Origin of the sequence: Ruminococcus bromii (genome assembly GCF_002834225.1) — a bacterium.
GTDB classification, from domain to species: Bacteria; Bacillota; Clostridia; order Oscillospirales; family Acutalibacteraceae; genus Ruminococcoides; species Ruminococcoides bromii.
This window is the reverse complement of record NZ_NNSR01000074.1, coordinates 11,628-36,429: the sequence shown is the minus strand read 5'-3', so window position 1 is coordinate 36,429 and position 24,802 is coordinate 11,628. Positions and strand designations below refer to the sequence as shown.

Below are 24,802 nucleotides of genomic sequence, written 5' to 3'. Positions count from 1 at the left end.
ATTTAGGAGTAACATTTTGCACATAATTACGAATAAAATAACTTTTATATGCATTTAAAGGGGGATTTTGTGTTGATTTGAAGAATCAAAAGTATTATAATTACATTGATTGCAAATTGACTGTAAAAGGTATGTGGAGAGATAGAAATGAATATGGTAAAAAGAACTTGGGCTGAAATTTCACTTAATGCAATTGAGCATAACTATAATGTAATAAGAAATAAGGTTGCAGACGATACAAAGGTCTGTTGTGTTATAAAGGCTGACGGCTACGGCCACGGTGCAGTTGAGCTTTCACAGATTTATGAAAAACTCGGAGCGGATTTTTTTGCTGTTTCAAATATTGACGAGGGTATAGAAATCAGAAAGAGCGGTTCAAAACTCCCTATTGTGATTCTTGGCTACACTCCCGTTTCAGAGGCTGAAAATCTTGCTGAATATGATATTTCTCAGGCTGTTTTTTCACTTGAGTATGCAAAGGAGCTTTCCGAAAAATGTGTTGAAGAGGACTGTATCTGCAAAATGCACATCAAGGTTGACTCGGGAATGTCAAGAATCGGCTTTATGTGTCAGGAATTTCCACGGGATGAATATTCTATTGAAGAAATTTGCGAGGCTTGTTGCCTGCCGAATCTTGAGGTTGAGGGGCTTTTTACTCATTTTTGTGTGTCTGATGAAGATGCCGAGGGCAGAGAGTTCACAAACAAGCAGTATGAAAACTTTATTCATGTGCGTGACAGTCTTAAAAAGCGAGGCGTTGATATCAGCGTTGTTCATTGCTCAAACAGCGGTGCAATTGAAGATTACCCCGAAACCTGTTGCGATATGGTAAGAGCAGGTATTATCCTCTACGGACTTGCTCCGTCATCAAAGCTTGCCGACAGACTTGACCTTGTTCCTGCAATGACTCTTAAAACAGTTGTCGCTTTTGTAAAAGAGGTTCAAAAGGGTGCAACAATTTCCTACGGCAGAACTTTTACAGCCGACAGAAAGATGAAAATTGCAACCGTTCCTATCGGATACGCTGACGGATTTATCAGACAGAATGCAAAAGACGGCTATATGACGGTAAACGGAAAGAAAGCCAAAATTGTGGGCAGAATATGTATGGATCAGACAATGCTTGATGTTACCGATATTGAAGATGTCAAGACAGGTGACGAGGTTGTCGTATTCGGTACAGGCGAAAACGGTGAGCCTACTGCAGATTCACTTGCCGAAAATACAGGAACTATAAACTACGAAACCGTCTGTCTTGTCGGAAAGCGTGTTCCGAGAATTTACATTAAAGACGGAAAAATTGAGAATGTGATGTATAAATTATGAGATTACTTGCTGTTGACGGAAACAGTATTGTAAACCGTGCGTTTTACGGAATAAGACCGCTTACTACAAAGGACGGTCAGTTTACAAACGCAATTTACGGATTTCTTACAATGCTGTATAAAATTAAAAACGAAGAAAATCCCGATGCCGTGGCGATTGCCTTTGACCTGAAAACACCTACCTTCAGGCACAAGGCTTATGCAGGCTACAAGGCAACGCGAAAAGGTATGCCGGAAGAGCTTGCGTCACAAATGGAACCGCTGAAAAAGCTTCTTACCCTTTTAGGCTATAAGCTTGTTACCTGCGAGGGCTTTGAGGCTGACGATATTCTCGGTACGCTCGCCAAGGCTTGTGAAGAAAACGGAAACGAGTGTGTTATTGCAACAGGTGACCGTGACAGCCTTCAGCTTGTGTCGGACAAAACAAGCGTTCATCTTTGCTCAAACAAACAGGATATACTTTATACCCCCGAAAAGATTCTTGAAACTTACGGTGTAACTCCAAAGGAGCTTATAGAAATCAAGGCGATTCAGGGCGATACTTCGGATAATATTCCGGGTGTTGCGGGAATAGGACCAAAGGGTGCGGGTGATCTCATTCAGAGATATCACACGGTTGAGTATATCTATGACCATCTTGATGAACTTGAAATCAAGGACGGTGTGCGTAAAAAGCTGACTGCGTCAAAGGAAAATGCAATTCTCAGCCGTATGCTCGGTGAAATAAACTGCAACGCTCCTGTTGACACAAATGTCGAAAATTATGTTGTAGATATGAAAGATGCCGATGAATGTGCCGGATTTATGGCAAAACTTGAACTGTTTTCTTTAATAGAAAAATACGGTATCAAGGCTGACAAAAACACAAAGACAAAAGAAACTGAGAAAAAAACACTTGAGGTTGTATCTGATTTTGATGAAAATGAACTTTTAAAAAATGTTAAGCCAAAGATAAAACTCTATATTAGCTTTGAAATTGAGAATAAAGAATTAAAATCCTTTGCCGTGCTTTTTGACGGCAAGGTGTATATAAGCACGGACGAAGAACTTTTTGTTAAGTTTATTGCCGACAGTGAACTTCAAAAGTACACAAGAAATATCAAAACGCTCTACGCTTATGCCGATGAGAAAAATATTGATGTTGAAAACATTGTGTTTGATATTGAGCTTGCGGCATATCTGATTGAACCGTCGTCAAAGGATTATTCGGACAAAAATCTTTGTGCCGCTTACGAAATCACTCTGCCCGTCTGCACTGATGAGCAGAATGAAAAATACGAGGCATTTGCCTGTTACGCCGAGTTGTGCGAAAAACTCGGAGATAAAATCAAGGCTCACGGTCAGGAAAAGCTGTTGAGCGAAATTGAAATTCCGCTTGCAAAGGTGCTTGCAAGAATGGAAAATATCGGTGTCTGTGTTGACCGACAGGGCATTGAAAGCTACGGCAAAATGCTTTCTGCACAGATTAAGGAGCTTGAAACCGCAATTTACGAAAGTGCGGGCTGTGAGTTTAACATCAATTCTCCGAAACAGCTTGGCGTAGTTTTATTTGAAAACCTCGGACTCCCCTGCAAAAAGAAAACGAAGAGCGGCTACAGCACAAATGCAGAGGTGCTTGAAAGCCTGAGGTATGACCACCCTGTTGTTGAAATGGTGCTGAGATACAGAACGCTCTCAAAGCTAAATTCAACCTACTGCGAGGGACTTTTAAAGGTCATTGCAGATGACGGCAGAATCCATTCAAACTTTAACCAGACCGAAACAAGAACAGGCAGAATCAGCTCAACAGAGCCGAATCTCCAGAACATTCCCGTAAGGACCGAACTCGGCAGAGAGATGAGAAAGTTTTTCTGCGCAGGAGAGGGTCAGGTGCTAGTTGATGCCGACTATTCGCAGATTGAACTCCGTGTGCTTGCCCATATTTCGGGTGACAAAAATATGATAAAAGCGTTCAGGGACAACGAAGATATCCACGCAATCACAGCGTCACAGGTGTTCAATATGCCGCTTGATATGGTAACTCCGATTATGAGAAGCCGTGCAAAGGCTGTTAACTTCGGTATTGTTTACGGTATCGGCGCATTTTCACTTGCAAAGGATATCGGTGTTTCAAATAAAGAGGCAAAGCACTACATTGAAAGCTATCTTGCCCATTACAGCGGTGTTGACAGCTATATGAAAAATGTTGTTGAAAGAGCAAAGGCTGACGGCTATGTTGAAACGATGTTCGGCAGAAGAAGAAATCTTCCCGAACTCACCTCGAGCAAGCATATGATCCGTGCATTCGGTGAGAGAGTTGCAAGAAATATGCCTATTCAAGGCACAGCCGCAGACATTATCAAAATTGCAATGATTAAGGTTGACGAGCGAATGAAAGCCGAAAATCTCCGTGCAAGACTTGTGTTGCAGGTTCACGACGAACTTATTGTCGAAGCTCCGCAGGATGAGAGCATGAGGGTTGCGCTCATCGTTCAGGAAGAAATGGAAAACGCAGTAAAAATGAGCGTTCCGCTCACAGCCGATGCGGCAGTCGGAAGGACTTGGTATGATGCAAAAGGATAACAGAACAATTGCCTTTGTCTGCACGGGCAACACCTGTCGCAGTCCTATGGCAGAGGCAATTTTTAATGATATGGCAGAGAAAAACGGCGTTTGCGTCAGGGCGGAAAGCTTTGGCATTGCGACCTCAACGGGACTTCCCGTGTCGGAAAATTCCGTGATTGCCTGTAAGGAAATCGGAATTGACCTTTCGGGCAAAGTTTCAACAGCCGTAGCTGATGCCGGCATTGAAAAATACGAAAAATTTTACTGTATGTCGCAAAGTCACGCAAAAATGTTGATGCAGTTTTTTCTTGTACAGCCCGAAAAAATCGCCGTGCTCGGTATAAGCGATCCCTACGGCGGCGACATTGAGGTGTACAGACATTGCCGTGATGAAATTGTTAATTCTGTAAAGGAAATATTAAAAGCGTATGAAAATTGACAGAATGGCCGAAAATCAGCTTGAGGCGGTTGCACAGCTTGAACAGCGGTGCTTTTCACATCCGTGGTCGGTTAACAGCCTTGAGGAAGAACTGAACAACGAAACCTCGCTGTTTTTTACCGCAACGGAAGATAATGCCGTTGTCGGATATATAGGAATGAGCGTTGTTGTTGACGAGGGTTACATTTTCAATGTTGCCGTTGACGGCACACACAGAAATCGGGGAATAGGTTCGGCGCTTGTTGAAACGCTTGTGACCTATGCCAAGAAAAATAACCTCTGCTTTCTCACTCTTGAGGTTCGTGAAAGCAACAAAAATGCCCGTTCTCTCTATGAAAAATTCGGATTCATCAAGGTGGGAGAGAGGAAAAACTACTACTCTTCTCCTGCTGAAAACGCTGTTTTAATGACACGCTTTTTTTGACATATATATGTAATAAAACATTATATTAATGATATTACGGAACTTCATCATAAATGTTTCGTAGTGAAAGGAAAATTATGAAGATACTCGCAATAGAATCGTCCTGTGACGAAACTGCGGCAGCGGTTGTTGAGGACGGCAGAAACATAATCTCCTCGGTGGTTGCATCTCAGGTTGAGGAACACAAGCTTTACGGCGGTGTTGTTCCCGAAATCGCATCCCGCCGTCACGCAGAGGCAATTGTTCCTGTTGTAAGACAGGCTCTTGAAGATGCAGACTGCACGCTTTCGGATATTGACGCAATCGGTGTTACATATGCCCCCGGACTTATCGGAGCGTTACTTGTGGGGGTGAATTTTGCAAAGGGACTTTCACTCGCAACAGGAATTCCCCTTGTGCCTGTTCACCATCTGCGTTCGCATATTGCGTCAAATTATATTTCAAATAAAGAATTAAAACCGCCGTTCCTCTGCCTTGTTGTGTCGGGCGGTCACAGTCACATTGTTATGGTTGAGGACTACACAAAGATGAAAATTATCGGCAAAACCCGTGATGATGCCGCAGGCGAGGCTTTTGACAAAGCTGCAAGAACAATGGGAATGCCGTATCCCGGCGGAATTGAAATGGACAGAGTTGCGGAAAACGGCAATCCGTTTGCGTTCAAGCTTCCCCGTCCCGCAGTTCACGATGCGCCCTATGATTTCAGCTTTTCGGGGCTTAAAACTGCGGTAATCAACCTCATTCACAATTCAGCGCAAAAGGGTGTTGAGCTTAACAAAGCCGATGTCTGTGCATCATTCCGCTATGCCGTTGTCGATTGCCTTGTTACAAACTTTATCAAGGCGGCTGAAGACCTGGGACAGAAAAAGCTTGTAATCGCAGGCGGTGTTTCTGCAAATTCACTTCTCAGAAGAACCCTTGCAGAAGAGTGTAAAAAGCGTGATTGGGAAATGTATATGCCCGAAAAATCTCTTTGCGGAGACAATGCAGCCATGGTCGGTTCACAGGGATATTACGAGTTTCTCAGCGGAAATATTGCAGGAACAGACCTCAATGCTTTTGCCACAATGAGTATTGAAAAAGGCTGATTTATTCGCAAATAATCACTAAAACACTTGCTATTTTATCAAGAATATACTAAAATAGTGTTAATAAACCGAAAGGACGATTTAAAATGAGCAATCCTATTGTTACTTTTGAAATGGAAAACGGAAAAATAATCAAAGCGGAGCTTTATCCCGAAATTGCTCCGAATACTGTAAATAATTTTCTCAGCCTTGTAAACAAGGGTTACTATAACGGTCTCACATTCCACCGTGTAATCTACGGATTTATGATTCAGGGCGGTTGTCCCGAAGGCACGGGCATGGGAGGTCCCGGATATTCAATCAAGGGCGAATTTGCCGCAAACGGTTTTGAAAACGACCTCAAACACACAGAGGGCGTTCTCTCAATGGCTCGCTCAATGATGCCCGACTCCGCAGGCTCGCAGTTCTTCATTATGCACAAAAACGCTCCTCACCTTGACGGTCAGTATGCCGCTTTCGGCAAGGTAATCGAGGGTATGGATGTTGTAAATGAAATTGCAGAATGTGACACGGACTATTCTGACAAACCGCTTGACCCACAGGTTATGGCAAAGGTTACCGCCGAAACATTCGGCATTGACTACCCTGACCCGAAAAAGTGCTGATATAATTGCGAAAGGAAAATAGATATGAATGTTTTGCTTGCAGGCGGTGCCGGATATATCGGCTCGCACACTTGTGTTGAGCTTATCAATGCAGGTCATGATGTTGTAATTGCGGATAATTTTTCAAACAGCTGTCCCGTGGCGGTTGAAAGAGTGGAAGAGCTTACAGGAAAGAAAATTCCCCTCTATGAAGCCGATGTTTGTGACAGGGATGCCGTTGAAAAGATTTTTTCGGAAAATAAGATTGATGCGGTAATTCACTTTGCAGGTCTTAAAGCAGTAGGCGAAAGCTGCGAAAAGCCTGTTGAATACTACCGCAACAATATTGATTCAACGCTCACATTGCTTGAAGCAATGAAGAAACACGGTGTAAATAACTTTATTTTCAGCTCAAGCGCAACGGTATACGGCACACCCGAAACAGTTCCGCTTGTTGAAACAATGCCAAAGGGTTCTCCGACAAACCCATACGGCTGGACAAAGTTTATGATGGAACAGATTCTTACGGATGCCGCAAACGCAAATCCCGATATGTCTGTTGTTCTTCTCCGTTACTTCAACCCGATTGGTGCTCACGAAAGCGGCAGAATCGGTGAAGACCCTAACGGAATCCCGAACAACCTTATGCCGTACATAACTCAGGTTGCCGCAGGCAGACTCAAATGTCTTGGTGTGTTTGGTGACGATTACCCGACTCATGACGGCACAGGTGTGCGTGACTATATCCATGTTGTTGACCTTGCAAAGGGTCATGTTAAGGCCATTGAATATTCCGCAGTTCATAAGGGAACAGAGGTGTTTAACCTCGGCACGGGAGTCGGATACAGCGTTCTTGATATTGTAAAGGCTTTTGAAAAGGCAAATTCAATCAAAATTCCTTATGTAATCAAGCCCCGCCGTGCAGGCGACATTGCAGAATGCTTTGCCGACGCAACAAAAGCCAAAAATGTGCTTGGTTGGGTTGCCGAAAAGAACCTTGAGGATATGTGCAGAGACAGTTGGAACTGGCAATCTAACAATGTTAATGGTTACAAATAACAAATTATCATCATTTAATTTGTGCAATCCTACAAAAAACAATATTTTGTAAAATAATCTACGGTTAAAGGTCATTTACAGTTGACTTTTAATGGTCGATTGTTGTATAATGATAATGCTTATAGAAGCATTATCACATAAGGAGGAAAAAGAAAATGTTCAAAAAAGCACTTAGCCTTTTACTGTCTATGATGCTTGTTGTGACATCACTCGTTGTAACTGTAGTGAGCGTTTCTGCTGCCGGCGATACATATTTCGTATCCGGTTGTGAAGAACTCACAGGTTACAAGTGGGCTACGACTGAAGCAACTTGCGGAGATAATGTAATGACAGCAAACGGCGACGGTAACTACGAAAAAGTATTTACCAACGTAGCAGTCGGCAACGGCTATCAGTTCAAAGTCGTTAAAAACGACGGTGAAGAATGGATTGGTATCGGTGACGGCTACGAACAGAACTTCACATTCAATGTAAAAACTGCTTGTGATGTAACAGTAACTTTCAACCCAACAACAAAGGAAATCAATGTAACAGGTGACGGCGTTGATATTCCGAAAGACCTTGTTATTGACCATGTTACAGCTGTAGGTAACGGCTTTGGTGAATGGCTCCATGCTAAGGACTGGAAGTTAGATGCTGATGTTAACAACTTAACAGAAACATCTGAGGGTTCAAAGGTTTATCAGATTACCTACGAGAACCTTGACGTTTACGAGAACTATCAGTTCAAGTTTGCTGCAAACAGTTCTTGGGCAGACAACTGGGGCCTTCCTGAGTCAGGCGGTGCTCCGCTCAACGAGTGGTTCGACCTTACGTACAACGGTCAGGATATGATTATTGACACTGATGAAGCAGGTTACGATGACGGTTATGATATCGTTCTTACACTTGACCTTTCAAACTTCAGCTATGCAACAAAGCAGGGTGCTAGATGCAAGATTGACATTGTAACAGGTGACAAGCCTACAGAGCCTGCAACAGAAGAGCCTACAACAGTAGCAGCTCCTACAACAGTAGCTCCTACAACAGCAGCTCCTGAAACAGAGCCTGCAACTGAGCCTGCAACAGAGGCAGCTACAACAGCTGCTGCTGAAAATGGTCTTACAGTAAAGGCTACTTCAAACCTCTTCCCTGAGAAGAAGATCGTTCTTAGCCCTGACCAGAAGACATTCAAGGTTACTTATGTATTCCAGTCTAAGGACAAGGATGTGCTTGACTTCCAGTGGTTTATGTACTATGATTCAAACGTACTCAAGCCAACAGATAATACAAATAAGTCAACTTCTTTTGAATATCCCAGCCAGGGCAGCTACATGTTCAACAAGAAGATTCCGGGCGAGATCGGTGCTACCGGTACAAACCTCAGTCTTTATAACTCAACTTCAAAGGAAATCGTATTTGCTTCAGCTGAGTTTGAAGTAATTGATCCTTCAGCTACTGAAACAACAGTTAATCTCGATGCACAGGTACTTCGTCTTTCAAAGGTTGATCCTGACACAGACTACACAATTACAGAAGAAGAAGTAGAGATTACAAACTTTGGTCTCAATCAGGAGAACTATGATAAGTTCGTAACTGTTTGTAAGACAGATTCAGCTCCTGTTACTTCAGAAGAAACAACAGTAGCTCCTACAACTGAAGAGGTTACAACAGTTGCTCCGACAACTGAAGAGGCTACAACAGTAGCTCCTACAACTGAAGAGGCTACAACAGTAGCTCCTACAACTGAAGAGGCTACAACAGTAGCTCCTACAACTGAAGAGCCGACTGAAGCTCCTACAACAGAAGAAGCTACAACAGCTCCTGCAACAGAGCCTACAACAGTAGCTCCTACAACAGAGCCTACAACAGAGCCTACAACAGAGCCTGCTCCTGCAGCAGATCCTATTTATGTAGTAGCCGGTTCAGAAGAATTTGCCGGTCTTAAGTGGATTGGTGATCCTGTAGGCGGTGCTCAGAATGTTATGACAAAAGACGGCGACTTGTACACAAAGACATTCACTGCAACTCCTGCAGGCAAAGACTATCAGATTAAGGTAGTTAAGAATGTAGAAGGTACAGATCCTGAAACAGGCAACAAAGTTTGGAATCAGACTTGGTTTGGTATCGGCGAAGAATACAAAGATAACCTCACATTCAATGTAACAGATACTTGTGATGTAACAGTAACATTCAATCCTGCTACAAACGAAATTAATGTAACAGGTGACAACGTTAAGGTTGTTACAGATCTCGAAGTTGAGTATATTACAGCAGTAGGTAACGGCTACGAAGGCTGGCTCAACGGTGTAGCATGGGGTGTTGATGCTGCTTCAAACAAGATGGATAAGATTGCTGATAAAGTTTATAAGATTTCTTATACAAATGTAGTATCATCAGACAGCTATGAATTTAAGTTTGCTGCAAACGGTTCATGGGCTGCTAGCTGGGGTCTTCCGGCAGAAGAGAACGGTGCTCCTGTTGGCGAAAACTATGCTCTTACATACAACGGTGAGAATATGGTTCTCGATACAGTAGCTCTTGGTTATGAAGAGGGTACACCCTTAGATGTAACACTTACACTTGACCTTACAAACTTTGACTATCCTTCAAAGCAGGGTGCAAAGGCATTTATTCAGGTTACACCTCAGGCTCCTTCTGACGAAGCTACAATCACAGCTTCTTCAAACATCTGCCAGGCTAACGGCACAGGCACATACAAGGTTGGCGACAAGGTATCTGTTTACTATGTTCTTGATACTAAGGACGCTCAGGTAGAGGATGTTGAGTGGAATCTCTCATTCGACAAGGATGCACTTGAACTCAACTCACTTACAATGCCTGCAATCAATGATGGCCTTGTCAACACTGACAACTATTCAGGTAACGCTTCAAGTCTTTCACTCTACGACTTTGCCGGCGGTAAGAAGCTCGTTGAGGCTGCATTTACTGTAAAGGCAGCAGGTGAAACAAAAGTAAACCTTAATGTTGTTGATCTTACACTTGCTAAGCTCAACGCTGATACAGGTCATGCAGATGAAGACTCAGAGTACGAGGCAGTTGTTAACAGCGACATTGCTAATGATATCTTTGATAACATTAACTCAGAGGCTAAGGTAGAAGCTTATGTTGAGCCTGCAACAACAGAGCCTGTAACAACAGAGCCTACAACAACAGAGCCTGCAACAACAGAGCCTGCAACAACAGAGCCTACAACAACAGAGCCTACAACAGTAGCTCCTGAAACAACAGAGCCTACAACAGTAGCTCCTGAAACAACAGAGCCTACAACAGTAGCTCCTGAAACAACAGAGCCTACAACAGTAGCTCCTGAAACAACAGAGCCTACAACAGTAGCTCCTGAAACAACAGAGCCTACAACAGTAGCTCCTGAAACAACAGAGCCTACAACAGTAGAGCCTGCAACAGTAGCTCCTGAAACAACAGAGCCTACAGATGCTCCTGCAACAGAGCCTACAGATGCACCGGCTACAGATGCTCCGGCTACAGATGCTCCGGCTACAGATGCTCCGGCTACAGTAGCTCCTACTACACCTGATGCTACATCTGGTTCACAGGCTGCAGCAAATGGTCAGTCAACAGCTGACACAGCTACTCCTGACACACCGGCTAACGGCACAAGCAGCAATGCAGTACAGACAGGCAATGCTTCTATGGCAATAGTTATCCTCTTAGCTCTTATTTCTGCTACAGGTGTTGTTTATTTCACAAGAAAGAGATTCACAAAGTAATTTGAATTTCTGATTGTAAAAAATTGTTGACGATGTTGACGGTTTTAAAAAAATAATTTTTCACCCCTCGGTGCTCCGAGGGGTGTTTTTGTTTAACCTCCTTTTAATTGGATGTTTTTGCAGTCGAAAATTTTGGTCGTAAATTTTCACACAAAATTCATTGAAAATTGTGAATATATTCATTGAAATTTTTTTTGTAATGATATATAATAGAAACATCAAACTAAAGGAATGAAAAAAATGTCTAAAAAAATAAAAAGTATTCTTTCAATTCTATTTGTCGCAATTATGACAGCGTCATGCTTTTGTATTCCTGTTAATGCTGCCGATGATGATTTGAAAATCAAAATCTCGTCTGATGACAAAGATTCCGTAACTGCCAAGGTTGGTGATACTGTAAAGTATGCGGTCTATATGTCGCAGACCAATGAAAAGGTAATCGGCATTCAGATGAGCTTCTTCTATGATGACGCTTATTTAAAAATGGATGCTGATTCGGTTAAATGTGAAAGCTTTCCTAACTCAGTGGGCAACACGGCTTTGAAGAATTATTACATCTTTACATGGACAGATGTACAGAACCCTGTGACGCTTAATTCAAACAAATCTCTTGTTTCCGCAGAATTTAAGGTTCTCAAGGGCGGTGAAACCGATCTTTCATACTTTATTTCTGACATCTACGGTGATGATATGACTTACCTAAAGTCTTATAAGATTACCTGTAAGCTTTGGGTAAACGGTGAAGAGGTTAAGCAGGATGCAGTTCCGATCGTTGATGAAAAGAAAGCAAGCGAAAACAAACTTCAAGGTGACTTCATAAACTATGTTGACGGTATGGGTGAGGAGAATACTCCTAACAAAGATGACCATAAATCTGTAATTGTTGAGAAAAGATACATTACAACCCAGAAAAGCACTTCAGTTGTTGATGTTACAAAGACTGTTGAAACATCAACAAACGGTTCGGGTTCGGGTTCAAGCACAACAATTATTATCATCGTTGCGATAGCGGTCGTATTGCTTGCAGCAGGTGCGATAATTCTTGTAAAGAAGAAAGACGATAAGAAAAAATCGGATTCGTTAGGTAATGTAAATTCGGACGAAAATAACGAAAATTGATATCTTCTTTGAGTTTAATAGATAAAAATTCATATATTGTCGCTAAATACACAAAATTGTAACTTCAATTTTGTGTATTTTTTTGCTTCCATATAAATTAAAAAGATTGCATTTTTCAATTTTTTGTTATATAATTAGTGCATACCGATAGATATCGGAAATTTTTTTTGGAGGAGATTCAAATGTCAAAAAAACTTATTAGTATCATTTTGTCATGTGTTCTCGTTGCTTCACTTGCAGTTGTAGGTGTTGTAAGCGTTTCAGCAGCTATTGACAAGGATGGTCGCTACGTTCCGAGTGAGGGCGTAACAGAAACACACAGAATATACTTCTTTATGCCTGAGTCATGGAAGAGTGAAAAGTTCAATGCATCAGACGCCGGTGCATACTGGTGGAGCGGTACAGACGCTTGCGAGGCTAAAGACGGTTCTGCAAAGGGTGCTCCGTGGCCGGGATACAAGATGCAGGTTTACGATGCAGACGCTAACCTCTTCTATATTGACCTTCCTGCAGATGCACCTAATATTATTTTCAACAACTTCCTTAACGGCGGTGAGAAAACTACTGATAAGTCAGGTAAAGTAACTTATCAGTACAGCAAGGAACAGTTCGAGGCTGCTGCTCAGACAAAGGATGCGACTTGTCAGTACTATTCGGATGGTGATGACGAATACTATGACAATATGTTAGACGGTGAGTTCTGGACAAAGGCTGAAGAGGCTGTTGTAGGTAATGATAAGTCGTTCCTCGGCAACTTCAAGGATAACTTCTTTATCGAGACAGAGTATGACCTCGGTATCTCAATGACATTCGATAACATGATTTTCGTTATTGATCCTGAAAACTCTGATGTTAATGATCTCAGCGGTAAGGTATCTTACGGCGGTAACTTCTACTTCTTCTATGGTAAGAACGCAGATGGCAAATATGAGTACGGCGGACTTCCTAACTATGAAATGGCTAAGGATAATGGTGTAGTCAATGTTCTTGACAAAGATGCTAAACCTGCTACACCTATACAGCCGAATAAGCCACAAGTTCCGGACGACAACAACGGCGGCAACAATAACGGTGGCAACAACAACAACGGTGGCAACAACAACGGTGCCAACAATAACGGTGCCAACAACAACGGTGGCAACACAAACCCAACTGCTACAGTTCCCGCTCCTGATAAGAATGCTACATCTTCAGCAGATTCAGTTTCTACATCAGACACAACACCTACAAGTGACAACGGCGCAGTTCAGACAGGCGTTGCAACAGCAGCTGCAGCTCTCGCAGTTGTTCTTATTGCAGGCGGTGCAGTTCTTTACACACGCAAGAGATTTGAATAATCTCACTTGAATAATTATATATAAATATAATTGCTTATGCCCTCCAATCGGAGGGCATTTTTGCTTTACTGTTTATTATTTGTTCTCTTATGTATGACTGAATAAGCGGAAATTACGTATGAAAATATGCCAAAATTCCGTAAAATGCAAATTTGGTGGAATTTAACACAAAAATTTGGTTGTTATTACATTGAGATTAAGACTCAAAATTCCCTGTAACACTTGATTTTTACTGTGTTTTATACTATAATAAGCATACAGATGCAAGTATGGTGTCGGAAATTCATAAGGAGGATATTTAAAATGTCCAAAAAAGTTATAAGTCTTTTATTGGCTGTTATGCTTACAATGGCAATGATTGCAGTTGCTGCAGTCAGCGTTTCTGCCGATACGGACGATGAAGGCAGATATGTTCCTTCTGAAGGCACGAAGACTTACCGTATATATTTCTATAAACCTGCTTACTGGGAAAACGAGTTCGCATCAGATACAGATATTTTTTGGCAGAGCGGTTCTGACAGCCCTTCTGCTTTCCCCGGTTACTGTGCTCAGAAAGCCGATGTCCCGAATGTATACTATTGTGATGTTCCGACGGATGTTGACAATGTAATCTGGAATAATGTTATTGACGGAGCTGATGGCTCAAGCAATTCTGAGATTGCTCCTGCTTATAAGACAACCGATATAGCTTTGGTCGGTTATGATGCTAAAAAATCCGCCTATTATCCTGAAGGTGTAAAAAACTTTGATAATATGATTTATGTCATCAATCCCGACAGCACATCTGTTGACGATGAGGGCAAATCAGTCTGTTCAGGTGAATGGTTCTACTACTACGGTAACGGCGAGTACGGTACTGTTCCTGTAAAGGAAAAGCTTAAGAGCGGTGATTATTACGGCGAAGACGGTGTGTTTCCCACAGAATACACTGCCTTGGAGGAAACAACAACTGCTCCTTCCGCAAAAGCTGCGACAGAACCGGCGGCTACAGAGTCTGCTGTCGAATCAACTGCTGCAACTTCGCCTTCCGAAGCTTCTTCGCTTGCACTCACAGTTAATGCAACATCAAATTATTTTCCGATGGCAACTGCACAGTACAACCCGACTACAAATCAGGTAACGGTTACATACAATTTAGAGTCCGCTGAGAATGTTCTTGACACGCAGTGGTACATTTCGTATGACACGGCAATTCTTTCCCTTTCAAAAGATAACAATGTAAAATCTGTTTGTCCTGTAATGAACGGCAAGGGCGCTTATGTCAACTTGTGTGATGAGGATGACGGCACAGGTTATGTTAGATTCTGTGCAAGCGACCTTTCGCTCTATAATTTCAGTGAAAAAACTCCTTTTGCAAGGATTGTTTTTGATGTAAAGGATATTTCAAAGGTCGCTCCGGTTTCTACAACTGTTGACCTTGTTGTTCAGGTACTTCGTGTTTCTGAGCTTGATCCTGACACCGAAATGACAGACAGTGACAAGGAAGTTGTTCTTGTCGATAAGGAAATTGTAAAAAAAGACCCTGTTGCCGCTGCAAAGGTTGACCTTTCTACAATGCTTACACTTTCAACTTATGTTGAGCCTGCTACAACTACTGCTCCTACTACGGTTGAAACGACAGAGGCTCCGTCAACAGAATCTTCAACAGCGACTTCTCAAGCGGCTTCAACCGAGAAACCAACGCAAATCCCTGCGCAGACTTCTGCGACAGAATTTGTAACAGAGAAAATCAATTCAACATCCGACACTCCCGATACACCCGACAGCAACGGCGGCAATGACGGCGTTGTCCAGACAGGTGAAGCTCCTCTGGCTGTTGTAATTCTTACACTTCTCATCGGCTCAACTTGTGTAATGTTCGTTCTCCGCAAGAAGGAAGAAATCCTTTAACGGCTGATAAAGACTAATAATTAAGAGGGCTGACCAAACAAAGGTCAGCCCTCTTTCTGTGCCATGATTGAGGTTTAAAATCCTGATAAAAATACAAAAAAACAGCTCCACTATTTTTTAGTGGAGCTGTTTCGTAATCTGTAAAATCAGTTAGCTCTGGTAACCTTACCTGAACGCAAACAACGGGTGCAAGCATATACACGCTTTGGTGAACCGTCAACAATAGCCTTAACACGCTGTACGTTGGGCTTCCATGTTCTGTTTGATCTTCTGTGTGAGTGAGATACCTTAATACCGAACTTTACATCCTTACCGCAGAATTCACATTTTGCCATGCGTCTGCACCTCCTTAAAGAAAACTAATTCTATTTCTAACTTTGTTATAATAACAGAAATTGAGAAAAAATGCAAGTGTTTTTTGAAAATTTCTTAACTTGTTTTTTGCTCTTGTAATTTTTGACGATATATTATATAATTAAAAATAAATATAGTTACACGATTGTTACCTAAAATTTTGAATTTAAGGAGGCTCTTATGCTCTCATTATTACTTAACGGAATCAGAAACGGAAATCTCGACTTCGGTGCCGTAATTGCCGAAATATTGGCTGTGCTTGTCATCATATTTTTAATTCTCCCATTCCATGAATGGGCGCACGCTTTCACGGCGTCACTTCTCGGCGACAAGGCTGTAAAGGGCAGAGGCAGACTTTCACTCAATCCGCTCAGCCACATTGACCCTATGGGTGCCTTGTGTATGCTTTTGTTCGGATTCGGTTGGGCAAAGCCTGTTCCGATTGATCCGAGAAATTTTAAAAATCCAAAGGTCGGTATGGCAATCACCGCAATTATGGGACCGATTGCAAATATCGTTGCCGCATTGGCAGGACTTCTCATTTATTATCCGATTATCCTTTTTACAGGCGCATTTCCGCTTTCGACAATCGGAGGATATGTTGTTCAATTCTTGAGCTTCTACATTTCGTGCAATGTCGGACTTGCAGTGTTCAACCTTATTCCCATTCCTCCGCTTGACGGTTCAAAGGTTCTCTTTGTATTTTTGCCCGACAAGGCTGTTGAGTTTTTTTACAGATATCAGATGTATTTCTTCATCGGTCTTTTTGTTCTCCTTTATGTAGGAGTTCTCAACACACCGATTAACTGGGTGAGCAATCAGATTCTCAACTTCATCAGCTGGCTTGCAAGCCTGCCGTATATGCCGTTTGTCGGTTAATTTAATCATCCGCAACAAAAATTACAACAAAGAAATTATCTATGGAAACACAACAACTTCAATACAAGCTGTCGGCATTTGAAGGACCTCTTGACCTGTTGCTGACGCTGATTTCTAAAAACAAAATAGATATTTACGACATCAGCATTTCCGAATTGCTCGACCAGTACATGGAGCAGATTAATATGATGCAGGAAAATCAGATGGATATCGCATCGGAATTTCTGACAATGGCATCAAGGCTTGTATATATCAAGTCTGTAATGCTCCTGCCAAAATATGAGGAAGAGGCTGAAGAGCTCAAGAAAGAACTTTCGGGACAGCTTCTTGAATATGCAGTCTGCCGTGAAATGGCGGCAAAACTCGGCGATATTTATGACTTTGACAGCTTTTACAGAGAGGCTTCTCCCGTTGAATTTGACTTGACTTACAACCGTATTCATCCGAGTGAGGATATTGCAAAGGCATATGTCAGCGCAGTCGGACGGGGCAAGCGTAAGCTTCCACCGTCAAAAGACGCATTTTCGGGTATTGTGTCGCATAAAATCGTGTCGGTAAACAGTAAGATTATCCATCTTATGAGAAGACTCTGGCACGGCAAAAGGCTTGAATATCACGAAATTTTTGAGGTGTGCGAGGGCAAAAGCGACCTTGTGGCAACATTTCTTGCAACGCTGGAGCTTGTAAAGGGTAAGCGTATCAGAATTGAGGGCAGTGGTGAAAATGCCGTTGTTCATATGATTGAGGATAAAAACGCAATGCCTTTGCCGCAGGCTGGCGAGGACGAAAACAAAGAAAATGAGGAGGTGCAGTAATGGCTGTTGAAAATATTCGTGGTGCGATTGAGGCGATTTTGTTCGCAAACGGTGCGTCGGTTGAATTTTCCCGAATAGCGCAGGCACTTGAAATTTCCGAAAAAAAGGTTAAAGAGCATATTTCTGCACTGATTGATGATTATGAGGCGGCAGGACGGGGAATAACTATAATATTGCTTGACAATTCCTGTCAGATGGTTTCAAAAAAGGAATTTGCTCCGCAGATTCGTACCGTTATGGATTTGAGGAGGAACACTCCGCTTTCACAGGCGGCTCTTGAAGTCCTTGCGGTTGTTGCATACAATCAGCCTGTTACAAAGGCTTTTGTCGAGCAGGTGCGCGGTGTTGACTGCAGTGGTGTAATCGGCAGTTTGACAACAAAGGGACTTGTTGAAGAAAAGGGCAGACTTGAGCTACCCGGCAGACCGTTGCTTTACGGCACAACCGAAAACTTTTTGCGTTGCTTTAACATTTCAAGTCTTGACGAGCTTCCTCCGCTTCCCGAAAGTGAAGAGGACAAGGAGTCCGAAGAAAACGGTGAAGAACAGGAAAAGACAGAAAACGGCGGAGAACAGATGGATTTGTTTTCGATACAGCCTGATGACAAACAGTAAAAATTAGGGGGAATACCCTTGCTTTGGTTATATATTTTACTCGGAATTGCTCTGTTTGTTGCGCTTGTGATGTTTATTCCGATTACTTTGCGTGCATCATATAAAGAGGAGTTTTGGTGCGCCGTGTATATCGGCTTTGTAAAGCTGCAGCTTGTGCCGGCAAAGCCTAAAAAAGAAAAGAAGAAGAAAGTTAAAAAACAAACTCCGAAAACCGAACAGTCTAAAAAACCGACAGAAAAAAAGCCGAGCCTTATAAAAAAATACGGTATTGAGTGGCTTTTGAACCTGATAAAAAAAGTTGCAGAGCTTGCAGTATCTGCATTGCAGGATTTTTTCAGTCACATACTGATTAAAAAATTCTCGCTGAGTATCAGCGTTGCAGGTGACGATGCGGCTGATACGGCTATAAAATACGGCAAATACTGTGCCGTTGTTTATCCGGCAGTAGGCACAATTGTCCGTGTTGTAAAATGCAAAGGCTACGGAGTTGACATAAATCCGAATTTTTCGGAAAAAGCAGAAACTGAAATTAACTTTGACTTTGCCGCAAGAATTTTCGCATTCCGACTTATCGGTCTTGCTGTTAAGCACGGAATCAAGGGACTTAAGCTTCTTGCAGAAGTGAAAAACGAACTATAAATAACTGATGATTTATATAAATATAAAAAGGAGAATGGCTATGGAACATCCTATCGGTAATCTGATGAATATTACAATGGAAAAAATTAAGGAAATGATTGATGTCAATACTATCATCGGCGATCCAATTACCTCGCCTGACGGTACACTCATCATTCCTGTTTCAAAGGTAAGCTACGGCTTTGCGTCAGGCGGTTCTGATTTGCCCACAAAAAAAGAAAACAAGGACTGCTTTGGCGGCGGAAGCGGTGCGGGTGTTACTATTCAGCCTGTTGCCTTTCTTACCGTTTATCAGGGCGATGTAAGGCTTGTTTCCGTTGATAGTGAAGAAGGTACAGCCGACAAGCTCGTTAATATGATTCCTGATGTTCTCAAAAAAGTAAAGGGAGTTTTCAAAAAGGATAAGAGCGAATCCGCAGACGATTTTTCCGAAATCACACAGGACGATATTGACGGCTGATTCGTAATATTGCAACACCCCTCGGCATAGATTTATGCAGGGGGTGTCCTTATGAAAAAAATAATCTCGCTTGCGGTGTGCTTTGTTATGCCGTTTGTGCTTATGGGCGCAAAAACTGCGGAGGATACTCCTCCCACAACTTCTGCACAGGCATTTGTTCTTTATTGTCCCGATAACAACACGGTTATCTGTTCCAAAAATGCAGATGAAAAAATGAAGCCTGCGAGCACCACAAAGATTATGACATCTCTCATAACGCTTGAGGAGGCGGCATCCTGTAACAGCGAAGTAACCTTCAAACAGGAAATGGTTGCCGAGGGCAGTTCGATGTATCTTAAAGTCGGTGAAAAAGTCCGACTTTCGGACCTTGCTTCAGGAATGATGATGGCATCGGGCAATGATGCGGCGAATGCGGCGGCATATACGATTTCGGGCAGTCCCGAAAAGTTTTCACAACGAATGAATGAAAAGGCAAAGCAAATCGGTATGACGAATACCAATTTTGTAACGCCGAGCGGACTTGACGACGAAAACCATTACTCAAGTGCAAAGGATATGGCTCTGCTTATGTCATATGCACTTGAAAATGACGATTTTGCAAATCTTACGGCTAAGAAGAGCGTGACCGTTGAATTTCTTGAACCGAAATCAAAGAAAACCGCATATGCAAATCATAACAGGCTTTTGTCGCTTTATCCCTACTGTACAGGCGGAAAAACAGGCTATACAACAGCGGCAGGGCGGTGCCTTGTTTCCTCTGCAAAAAAAGACGGTGTAACGCTTGTGTGCGTCACTCTGAATGACCGCAACGATTGGAATGACCATATTTCTCTTTATGATTACGCTTTTGAAAAGTACAGGGGAGTTGACTGCAAGGACGCTGACTTTTGTGCCGATATTCCGTGCGTGGGCGGTGATAAGGACAGCGTAACGGTTACAGGTGAGAAGAACAACACAATCGTTTTAAAGCGTGAGGACTGCGATAAAATCAAGAAAAAAATCTTCATAGACAGCTTTTTGTATGCTCCGATTGAAAAGAACGAATCGGTCGGCAGAATTGAATACACACTCGGCGGAAAGCTGCTTTATAAATGCAACATTGTTGCAGGCGAAAAGATTAAATCGGATAAAAAGAGTGTGTCAATATTTTCGGCAATAGGAAATCTGTTTTCGTAACAGCTTAAATATAAAGAAAATTTTAATATAAAGGAATTTACATATGGCTAAAATTGAACCTATAAGACTTCAGAAATTCATAGCGCAATGCGGCATTGCGTCAAGGCGAAAGGCCGAGGAGCTTATTCTCGGCGGTCATGTCAAGGTGAACGGCAAAACCGCAATTCTCGGCGATAAGGTTCTTCCTACAGACAAGGTGTTTGTAAGAGGCAAGAGGATTGTCGTGCCGAAGGGCGGCAATTACCGATATATTATGCTCAACAAGCCCCGTGGATTCATTACCACAATGAATGATGAGCGTGGCAGAAAGTGTGTTGCACAGCTTGTTGAGAATGTCGGCGAGCGAGTTTATCCGATCGGCAGACTTGACAAAGACAGCGAGGGTATGCTTGTTTTTACAAATGACGGTGACTTTGCAAACAAGGTTATGCACCCGAAAAACAATGTTTACAAGATTTACAGAGTAACCGTTCGACCGTCAATTGACGAGGATCAGCTTGTAAAGCTTGAAACAGGCGTTGAGCTTGACGGCAGGAAAACCGCTCCTGCATATGTCCGTGTAATTCACAAGGAGCAGGGCAGAGTAGTTCTTGAAATGATTCTTCACGAGGGTAAGAACCGTGAAATCAGAAGAATGTGCGAGGCTGTCGGGCTTGAGGTTGCAAGACTCAAACGCACTCAAATCGGCGGTGTAAAAATGGGTATGCTTAAGCAGGGCGACTGGAGAGATTTGACCGAACAAGAGGTAAAAAAACTGCTTGCAAACCCGTTTTTAAACGGCAAACAGCTTTAATTTTCTGTTTTTGAAAAATACTTCTGAAACGGTGAATAAAACTATTCGTTAATTTGACAATAAATTTACGGTTTTTGTGTAATAACTATTAAATGTGTTCAAAATTGAAATAGTACAGCGTGTTTTTCTTGTACTTTTGAAGATTATAGAGTATAATGTATCGTGTAGAAAATTAGTATGCACGCTCAGTTTTCGTGCATATTCAATACATGGTATTGGAGGATTTTAAGATGAGTATTGAAAAGATCAATCAGGCAAAGGCTGAAATTGCCGCAACTTCCGCTTATAAGACAATTACGGCGTTTTTTGATGCAGACAGCTTTTGTGAAATTGATGCCTTTGCAAAATCCGGTGAAGGTTTTGCCGAGGTTGTTGCAGGCTTTGGAACAGTAGAAGGTATGCCTGTTTATGCGTTTGCACAGAACAGCGACATTTGCGGCGGTGCCATGAGTAAGGCACAGGCTGCCAAGCTTAAAAAGCTGTATGGTCTTGCACTCAAGACAGGCGCTCCTGTTGTAGGTTTCTATGACAGCGTTGGCGGCAGACTTAATCAGGGTACAGAGCTTCTCGCAGGTTGCGGTGATGTTCTCAATGCGGCTGCGTCACTTTCCGGTGTTGTACCGCAGATTTCGGTTGTTCTCGGCACTTGCCTCGGAACAAACGCTCTTAACGCTGCAAGCGCAGACATCGTTATCATGAGCAAAGACGCACAGCTTTCGCTTTCGGTAACAGGCAAGCATTCCGATGCCGCTTACAATGCTGAAAACGGTATTGCCTCAATCGTTTGTGACGATGCAGACAAGGCAATCAAGGCTGCAAAGGAACTTATCCTTTATCTTCCGTCAAATAACCTCACAATGGCTCCTCAGTCATTTGAAGAAGCTCCGGCAGAGGACGGCTGCGGTTGTGTAGTCAGCAGAACTGTTGACGGCAACAGCATTGTAAAGCTTTTCAATGATTACGGCAAGGAAGCAAATGTTCGTTTTGCAAGACTCGGCGGTCAGGTTGTAGGTATTGTTGTTACAAAGGGCAAGGAGCTTGGTTGCAAGTCTGCAAACAAGGTAGCAAAGTTTGTTCGTTTCTGCGACGCTTTCTCACTCCCTGTTGTAACATTCGTAAACTGCCCGGGCTTTGAGTCAATCAAGTCGGCAACAAAGGCGTCAGCCGCTTATGCTGAGGCAACAACAGTCAAGATTTCTGTTGTTACAGGCAAGGCAATCGGTTCAGGCTATGTTGCTCTTGCAGGCACAGGCGCTAATGCAGATGTTGTTTACGCACTTCCCGATGCGGTTATTTCACCTGTTAATGTTGAGGCTGCCGCATTCATTATGGCTCCCGAAGTTATGAATGTTGCCACAGATAAGCAGGCTGAGGTTGCTCAGAAGTTTGCTGACGAGAATCTTTCTGCTTACAATGCCGCTCAGAACGGCTACGTTGACGGTATTGTTGAAGAAGCTCAGCTCCGTCAGACTCTTATTTCTGCTCTTGATATGCTCTCGGGCAAGCGTGTTTCAACACTTTCAAAGAAGCATTCAACTATCTGATAAATGATTACTTGTTAAAATAAAAGGGGATACTAAAAATGAAGAATTTAAGAATTACAGTTAACGGCACAGCATATGATGTTCAGGTTGAAGAACTCGGCGGTTCTTCAGCTCCCGCAGCAGCCGCTCCTGCTCCGGCAGCCGCTCCCGCTCCTGCAGCAAAGCCTGCAGCTCCCGCAGGCGCTCAGGGTTCTGTTGTTGTAAAGGCTCCTATGCCCGGTACAGTTGTTAATGTTGTTGTTTCGGCAGGACAGGCTGTTAAGGCCGGAGATGACCTCGTATTCATCGAGGCTATGAAGATGGAAACTCCCGTTAAGGCTCCGCAGGACGGCACAGTTGCAACAGTTGATGTTGCAAAGGGTGAGTCTGTTGACTCAGGTAAGGTTCTCGTAACACTTAACTAATCAATAATTCGGAGAAAGGGATGCTGTAAAATGGCAAAAAAAATCAGAGTTACCGAAACTGCTCTGCGTGACGCTCATCAGTCACTCATTGCAACAAGAATGACAACAGAGGAAATGCTCCCTGTTCTTGACAAACTCGATAAAATCGGTTATTACTCACTCGAATGCTGGGGCGGCGCAACATATGACTCATGCCTCAGATTCTTAAACGAAGATCCGTGGGACAGACTCCGCACAATCAGAGAGCATTGCCCTAACACAAAGCTCCAGATGCTTTTCAGAGGACAGAATATGCTCGGTTATCGTCACTATGCCGATGACTGCGTTGAGTACCTTGTTCAGCGTTCAATCGCAAACGGTATTGACATTATCCGTATTTTTGATGCTCTTAACGACATCAAGAATCTTAAAACAGCTATCAAGGCCGCTAACAAAGAAGGCGGTCATGCACAGGTTGCTATCAGCTACACAACAGGTCCTGTATTCACAGATGAATACTATGTTGAGTATGCTAAGAGAATTGCAGACGCAGGTGCAGATTCAATCTGTATCAAGGATATGGCTGCTCTTCTTACTCCGACAAGAACCGAAAGCCTTGTAAAGGCTATCAAAGCCGCTGTTCCGGAGCTTCCGCTTCAGCTCCACACCCACTACACATCAGGTCTTGCATCAATGTGTCTTTTAAAGGGTGTTGAGGCAGGTGCCGACGGCATTGACACAGCAATCAGCCCACTCGCTCTCGGTACATCACACGCACCTACAGAGTCAATGGTTGCCGCTCTTTCAGGCACAGAGTTCGACACAGGTCTTGACCTTAAACAGTTCTCTGACATCCGTGCTTACTTCATGACTCTCCGTGAGAAGTACATCAAATCAGGACTTCTTGATCCTAAGATGCTCGCAACAGATGCTAACGCTCTTATCTATCAGGTTCCCGGCGGTATGCTTTCCAACCTTCTTTCACAGCTCAAGCAGGCCGGTAAGGAAGACAAGCTTGACGAAGTTCTTGCAGAAGTACCCCGTGTTCGTAAGGATTCAGGTTATCCTCCGCTTGTTACTCCGACATCACAGATTGTCGGCACACAGGCTGTATTCAATGTAATCACAGGCAAGCGCTACTCAATGTGCACAAACGAGTTCAAGGGACTTGTTGCCGGTGAGTATGGTACAACTCCAATGCCGATTGATCCTGAGTTTCAGAAGAAGATTATCGGTGACAAGAAGATTATCAAAGGTCGTCCTGCAGATCAGCTTAAGCCTGAGCTTGATAAGCTCCGTGGCGAGATTGAGCAGTGGATTGAACAGCCTGAGGATGTTCTTTCTTATGCACAGTTCCCGAAGGTTGCCCTCGACTTCTTTGAAAAGAGAAGAAATGCCAAGGTTGGCATCAACGGCGACAAGCTTGACAAGAAAAATATGGTTCACCCAGTTTGATTTGACAACAAAAATTAACATTTATGCCACTTTCGCTATGAAAGTGGCATTTTCATTTGAGCAGAATTATTTTATGTGAATTTTTAGCAACTATATTGCATTACATGTATTTTAGTGGTATAATAAAGTAAATTGAATATCTGTTGCATA

General features: G+C 42.9%; 22 protein-coding genes. 21 read left to right on the top strand and 1 reads right to left on the bottom strand.

Translation table 11 applies throughout. The annotated features are described in order from the left end of the window. The first annotated feature begins 147 nt into the window (after positions 1–147). From alr to RBATCC27255_RS10000, 11 genes are all read left to right on the top strand, one after another. On the top strand, positions 148–1,326 hold the full coding sequence (gene alr, locus RBATCC27255_RS10050) for an alanine racemase (protein WP_101029868.1): 1,179 nt from the start codon (positions 148–150) through the stop codon (positions 1,324–1,326). Next, positions 1,323–3,887, top strand: coding sequence for a DNA polymerase I (gene polA / locus RBATCC27255_RS10045; RefSeq protein WP_101029867.1), 2,565 nt, complete (start codon positions 1,323–1,325; stop codon positions 3,885–3,887). The genes alr and polA overlap by 4 nt, the downstream gene beginning before the upstream one ends. After that, entirely contained in the window at positions 3,871–4,308 is a 438-nt protein-coding gene (locus RBATCC27255_RS10040; RefSeq protein WP_169923336.1) for an arsenate reductase/protein-tyrosine-phosphatase family protein, read from the top strand. The genes polA and RBATCC27255_RS10040 overlap by 17 nt, the downstream gene beginning before the upstream one ends. Beyond that, entirely contained in the window at positions 4,298–4,732 is a 435-nt protein-coding gene (rimI, locus tag RBATCC27255_RS10035; RefSeq protein WP_101029865.1) for a ribosomal protein S18-alanine N-acetyltransferase, read from the top strand. The genes RBATCC27255_RS10040 and rimI overlap by 11 nt, the downstream gene beginning before the upstream one ends. Positions 4,733–4,809: 77 nt before the next feature. Next, complete coding sequence (gene tsaD, locus RBATCC27255_RS10030) at positions 4,810–5,820, top strand: tRNA (adenosine(37)-N6)-threonylcarbamoyltransferase complex transferase subunit TsaD (protein ID WP_101029864.1); 1,011 nt, start codon at positions 4,810–4,812, stop codon at positions 5,818–5,820. Between the two features lie 86 nt (positions 5,821–5,906). Next, positions 5,907–6,425 carry a peptidylprolyl isomerase gene (locus tag RBATCC27255_RS10025; RefSeq protein WP_101029863.1) on the top strand — a complete coding sequence of 173 codons (519 nt, stop codon included), beginning with the start codon at positions 5,907–5,909 and terminating at the stop codon, positions 6,423–6,425. A 24-nt stretch (positions 6,426–6,449) separates the two neighbouring features. Further along, positions 6,450–7,463, top strand: a complete 1,014-nt coding sequence (galE, locus tag RBATCC27255_RS10020; RefSeq protein ID WP_101029862.1) for a UDP-glucose 4-epimerase GalE — start codon at positions 6,450–6,452, stop codon at positions 7,461–7,463. A gap of 155 nt (positions 7,464–7,618) precedes the next feature. Then, entirely contained in the window at positions 7,619–11,194 is a 3,576-nt protein-coding gene (locus RBATCC27255_RS10530) for a hypothetical protein (protein ID WP_169923334.1), read from the top strand. A gap of 240 nt (positions 11,195–11,434) precedes the next feature. After that, positions 11,435–12,313, top strand: coding sequence for a cohesin domain-containing protein (locus tag RBATCC27255_RS10010; protein ID WP_169923335.1), 879 nt, complete (start codon positions 11,435–11,437; stop codon positions 12,311–12,313). Between the two features lie 182 nt (positions 12,314–12,495). Next, entirely contained in the window at positions 12,496–13,650 is a 1,155-nt protein-coding gene (locus RBATCC27255_RS10005; RefSeq protein WP_101029860.1) for a hypothetical protein, read from the top strand. Positions 13,651–13,953: 303 nt separating this feature from the next. Continuing rightward, the gene (locus RBATCC27255_RS10000) at positions 13,954–15,540 is read left to right on the top strand and encodes a hypothetical protein (RefSeq protein WP_101029859.1); all 1,587 of its coding nucleotides are present in this window, start codon (positions 13,954–13,956) and stop codon (positions 15,538–15,540) included. Positions 15,541–15,686: 146 nt separating this feature from the next. Here the strand turns inward: RBATCC27255_RS10000 and rpmB are convergent, their stop codons facing one another. Continuing rightward, positions 15,687–15,875 (bottom strand): 50S ribosomal protein L28, encoded by a 189-nt coding sequence (gene rpmB, locus RBATCC27255_RS09995; RefSeq protein WP_015523414.1) that lies wholly within the window; start codon positions 15,873–15,875, stop codon positions 15,687–15,689. 199 nt (positions 15,876–16,074) lie between these two features. Between rpmB and RBATCC27255_RS09990 the strand changes: the two genes are divergently transcribed. From RBATCC27255_RS09990 to RBATCC27255_RS09945, 10 genes are all read left to right on the top strand, one after another. After that, complete coding sequence (locus RBATCC27255_RS09990; RefSeq protein WP_101029858.1) at positions 16,075–16,773, top strand: site-2 protease family protein; 699 nt, start codon at positions 16,075–16,077, stop codon at positions 16,771–16,773. 41 nt (positions 16,774–16,814) lie between these two features. Continuing rightward, on the top strand, positions 16,815–17,588 hold the full coding sequence (locus tag RBATCC27255_RS09985) for a segregation and condensation protein A (RefSeq protein WP_101029857.1): 774 nt from the start codon (positions 16,815–16,817) through the stop codon (positions 17,586–17,588). Beyond that, positions 17,588–18,202 (top strand): SMC-Scp complex subunit ScpB, encoded by a 615-nt coding sequence (gene scpB, locus RBATCC27255_RS09980; RefSeq protein WP_101029856.1) that lies wholly within the window; start codon positions 17,588–17,590, stop codon positions 18,200–18,202. Before RBATCC27255_RS09985 ends, scpB begins: the two co-directional genes overlap by 1 nt. Before the next feature lie 18 nt (positions 18,203–18,220). Next, positions 18,221–18,841 (top strand): DUF2953 domain-containing protein, encoded by a 621-nt coding sequence (locus tag RBATCC27255_RS09975; protein WP_101029855.1) that lies wholly within the window; start codon positions 18,221–18,223, stop codon positions 18,839–18,841. Between the two features lie 40 nt (positions 18,842–18,881). Then, positions 18,882–19,301 (top strand): GerW family sporulation protein, encoded by a 420-nt coding sequence (gene ytfJ, locus RBATCC27255_RS09970; protein WP_187128360.1) that lies wholly within the window; start codon positions 18,882–18,884, stop codon positions 19,299–19,301. A gap of 51 nt (positions 19,302–19,352) precedes the next feature. Further along, positions 19,353–20,477, top strand: a complete 1,125-nt coding sequence (locus tag RBATCC27255_RS09965) for a D-alanyl-D-alanine carboxypeptidase family protein (RefSeq protein WP_101029853.1) — start codon at positions 19,353–19,355, stop codon at positions 20,475–20,477. Between the two features lie 43 nt (positions 20,478–20,520). Next, on the top strand, positions 20,521–21,270 hold the full coding sequence (locus RBATCC27255_RS09960) for a pseudouridine synthase (protein ID WP_155129002.1): 750 nt from the start codon (positions 20,521–20,523) through the stop codon (positions 21,268–21,270). Between the two features lie 230 nt (positions 21,271–21,500). Next, entirely contained in the window at positions 21,501–22,814 is a 1,314-nt protein-coding gene (locus tag RBATCC27255_RS09955; RefSeq protein ID WP_021883776.1) for a carboxyl transferase domain-containing protein, read from the top strand. Between the two features lie 38 nt (positions 22,815–22,852). After that, positions 22,853–23,218, top strand: coding sequence for a DUF2118 domain-containing protein (locus tag RBATCC27255_RS09950; protein ID WP_046433336.1), 366 nt, complete (start codon positions 22,853–22,855; stop codon positions 23,216–23,218). Between the two features lie 30 nt (positions 23,219–23,248). Beyond that, positions 23,249–24,652, top strand: coding sequence for an oxaloacetate decarboxylase subunit alpha (locus tag RBATCC27255_RS09945; RefSeq protein WP_101029851.1), 1,404 nt, complete (start codon positions 23,249–23,251; stop codon positions 24,650–24,652). Positions 24,653–24,802 lie beyond the last annotated feature (150 nt).

Bases quoted from the DNA above. Each gene is read 5' to 3' on its own strand.
- alr (WP_101029868.1), top strand. From the start codon at position 148: ATGAATATGGTAAAAAGAACTTGGGCTGAAATTTCACTTAATGCAATT.
- polA (WP_101029867.1), top strand. From the start codon at position 1,323: ATGAGATTACTTGCTGTTGACGGAAACAGTATTGTAAACCGTGCGTTT.
- RBATCC27255_RS10040 (WP_169923336.1), top strand. From the start codon at position 3,871: ATGATGCAAAAGGATAACAGAACAATTGCCTTTGTCTGCACGGGCAAC.
- rimI (WP_101029865.1), top strand. From the start codon at position 4,298: ATGAAAATTGACAGAATGGCCGAAAATCAGCTTGAGGCGGTTGCACAG.
- tsaD (WP_101029864.1), top strand. From the start codon at position 4,810: ATGAAGATACTCGCAATAGAATCGTCCTGTGACGAAACTGCGGCAGCG.
- RBATCC27255_RS10025 (WP_101029863.1), top strand. From the start codon at position 5,907: ATGAGCAATCCTATTGTTACTTTTGAAATGGAAAACGGAAAAATAATC.
- galE (WP_101029862.1), top strand. From the start codon at position 6,450: ATGAATGTTTTGCTTGCAGGCGGTGCCGGATATATCGGCTCGCACACT.
- RBATCC27255_RS10530 (WP_169923334.1), top strand. From the start codon at position 7,619: ATGTTCAAAAAAGCACTTAGCCTTTTACTGTCTATGATGCTTGTTGTG.
- RBATCC27255_RS10010 (WP_169923335.1), top strand. From the start codon at position 11,435: ATGTCTAAAAAAATAAAAAGTATTCTTTCAATTCTATTTGTCGCAATT.
- RBATCC27255_RS10005 (WP_101029860.1), top strand. From the start codon at position 12,496: ATGTCAAAAAAACTTATTAGTATCATTTTGTCATGTGTTCTCGTTGCT.
- RBATCC27255_RS10000 (WP_101029859.1), top strand. From the start codon at position 13,954: ATGTCCAAAAAAGTTATAAGTCTTTTATTGGCTGTTATGCTTACAATG.
- rpmB (WP_015523414.1), bottom strand. From the start codon at position 15,875: ATGGCAAAATGTGAATTCTGCGGTAAGGATGTAAAGTTCGGTATTAAG.
- RBATCC27255_RS09990 (WP_101029858.1), top strand. From the start codon at position 16,075: ATGCTCTCATTATTACTTAACGGAATCAGAAACGGAAATCTCGACTTC.
- RBATCC27255_RS09985 (WP_101029857.1), top strand. From the start codon at position 16,815: ATGGAAACACAACAACTTCAATACAAGCTGTCGGCATTTGAAGGACCT.
- scpB (WP_101029856.1), top strand. From the start codon at position 17,588: ATGGCTGTTGAAAATATTCGTGGTGCGATTGAGGCGATTTTGTTCGCA.
- ytfJ (WP_187128360.1), top strand. From the start codon at position 18,882: ATGGAACATCCTATCGGTAATCTGATGAATATTACAATGGAAAAAATT.
- RBATCC27255_RS09965 (WP_101029853.1), top strand. From the start codon at position 19,353: ATGAAAAAAATAATCTCGCTTGCGGTGTGCTTTGTTATGCCGTTTGTG.
- RBATCC27255_RS09960 (WP_155129002.1), top strand. From the start codon at position 20,521: ATGGCTAAAATTGAACCTATAAGACTTCAGAAATTCATAGCGCAATGC.
- RBATCC27255_RS09955 (WP_021883776.1), top strand. From the start codon at position 21,501: ATGAGTATTGAAAAGATCAATCAGGCAAAGGCTGAAATTGCCGCAACT.
- RBATCC27255_RS09950 (WP_046433336.1), top strand. From the start codon at position 22,853: ATGAAGAATTTAAGAATTACAGTTAACGGCACAGCATATGATGTTCAG.
- RBATCC27255_RS09945 (WP_101029851.1), top strand. From the start codon at position 23,249: ATGGCAAAAAAAATCAGAGTTACCGAAACTGCTCTGCGTGACGCTCAT.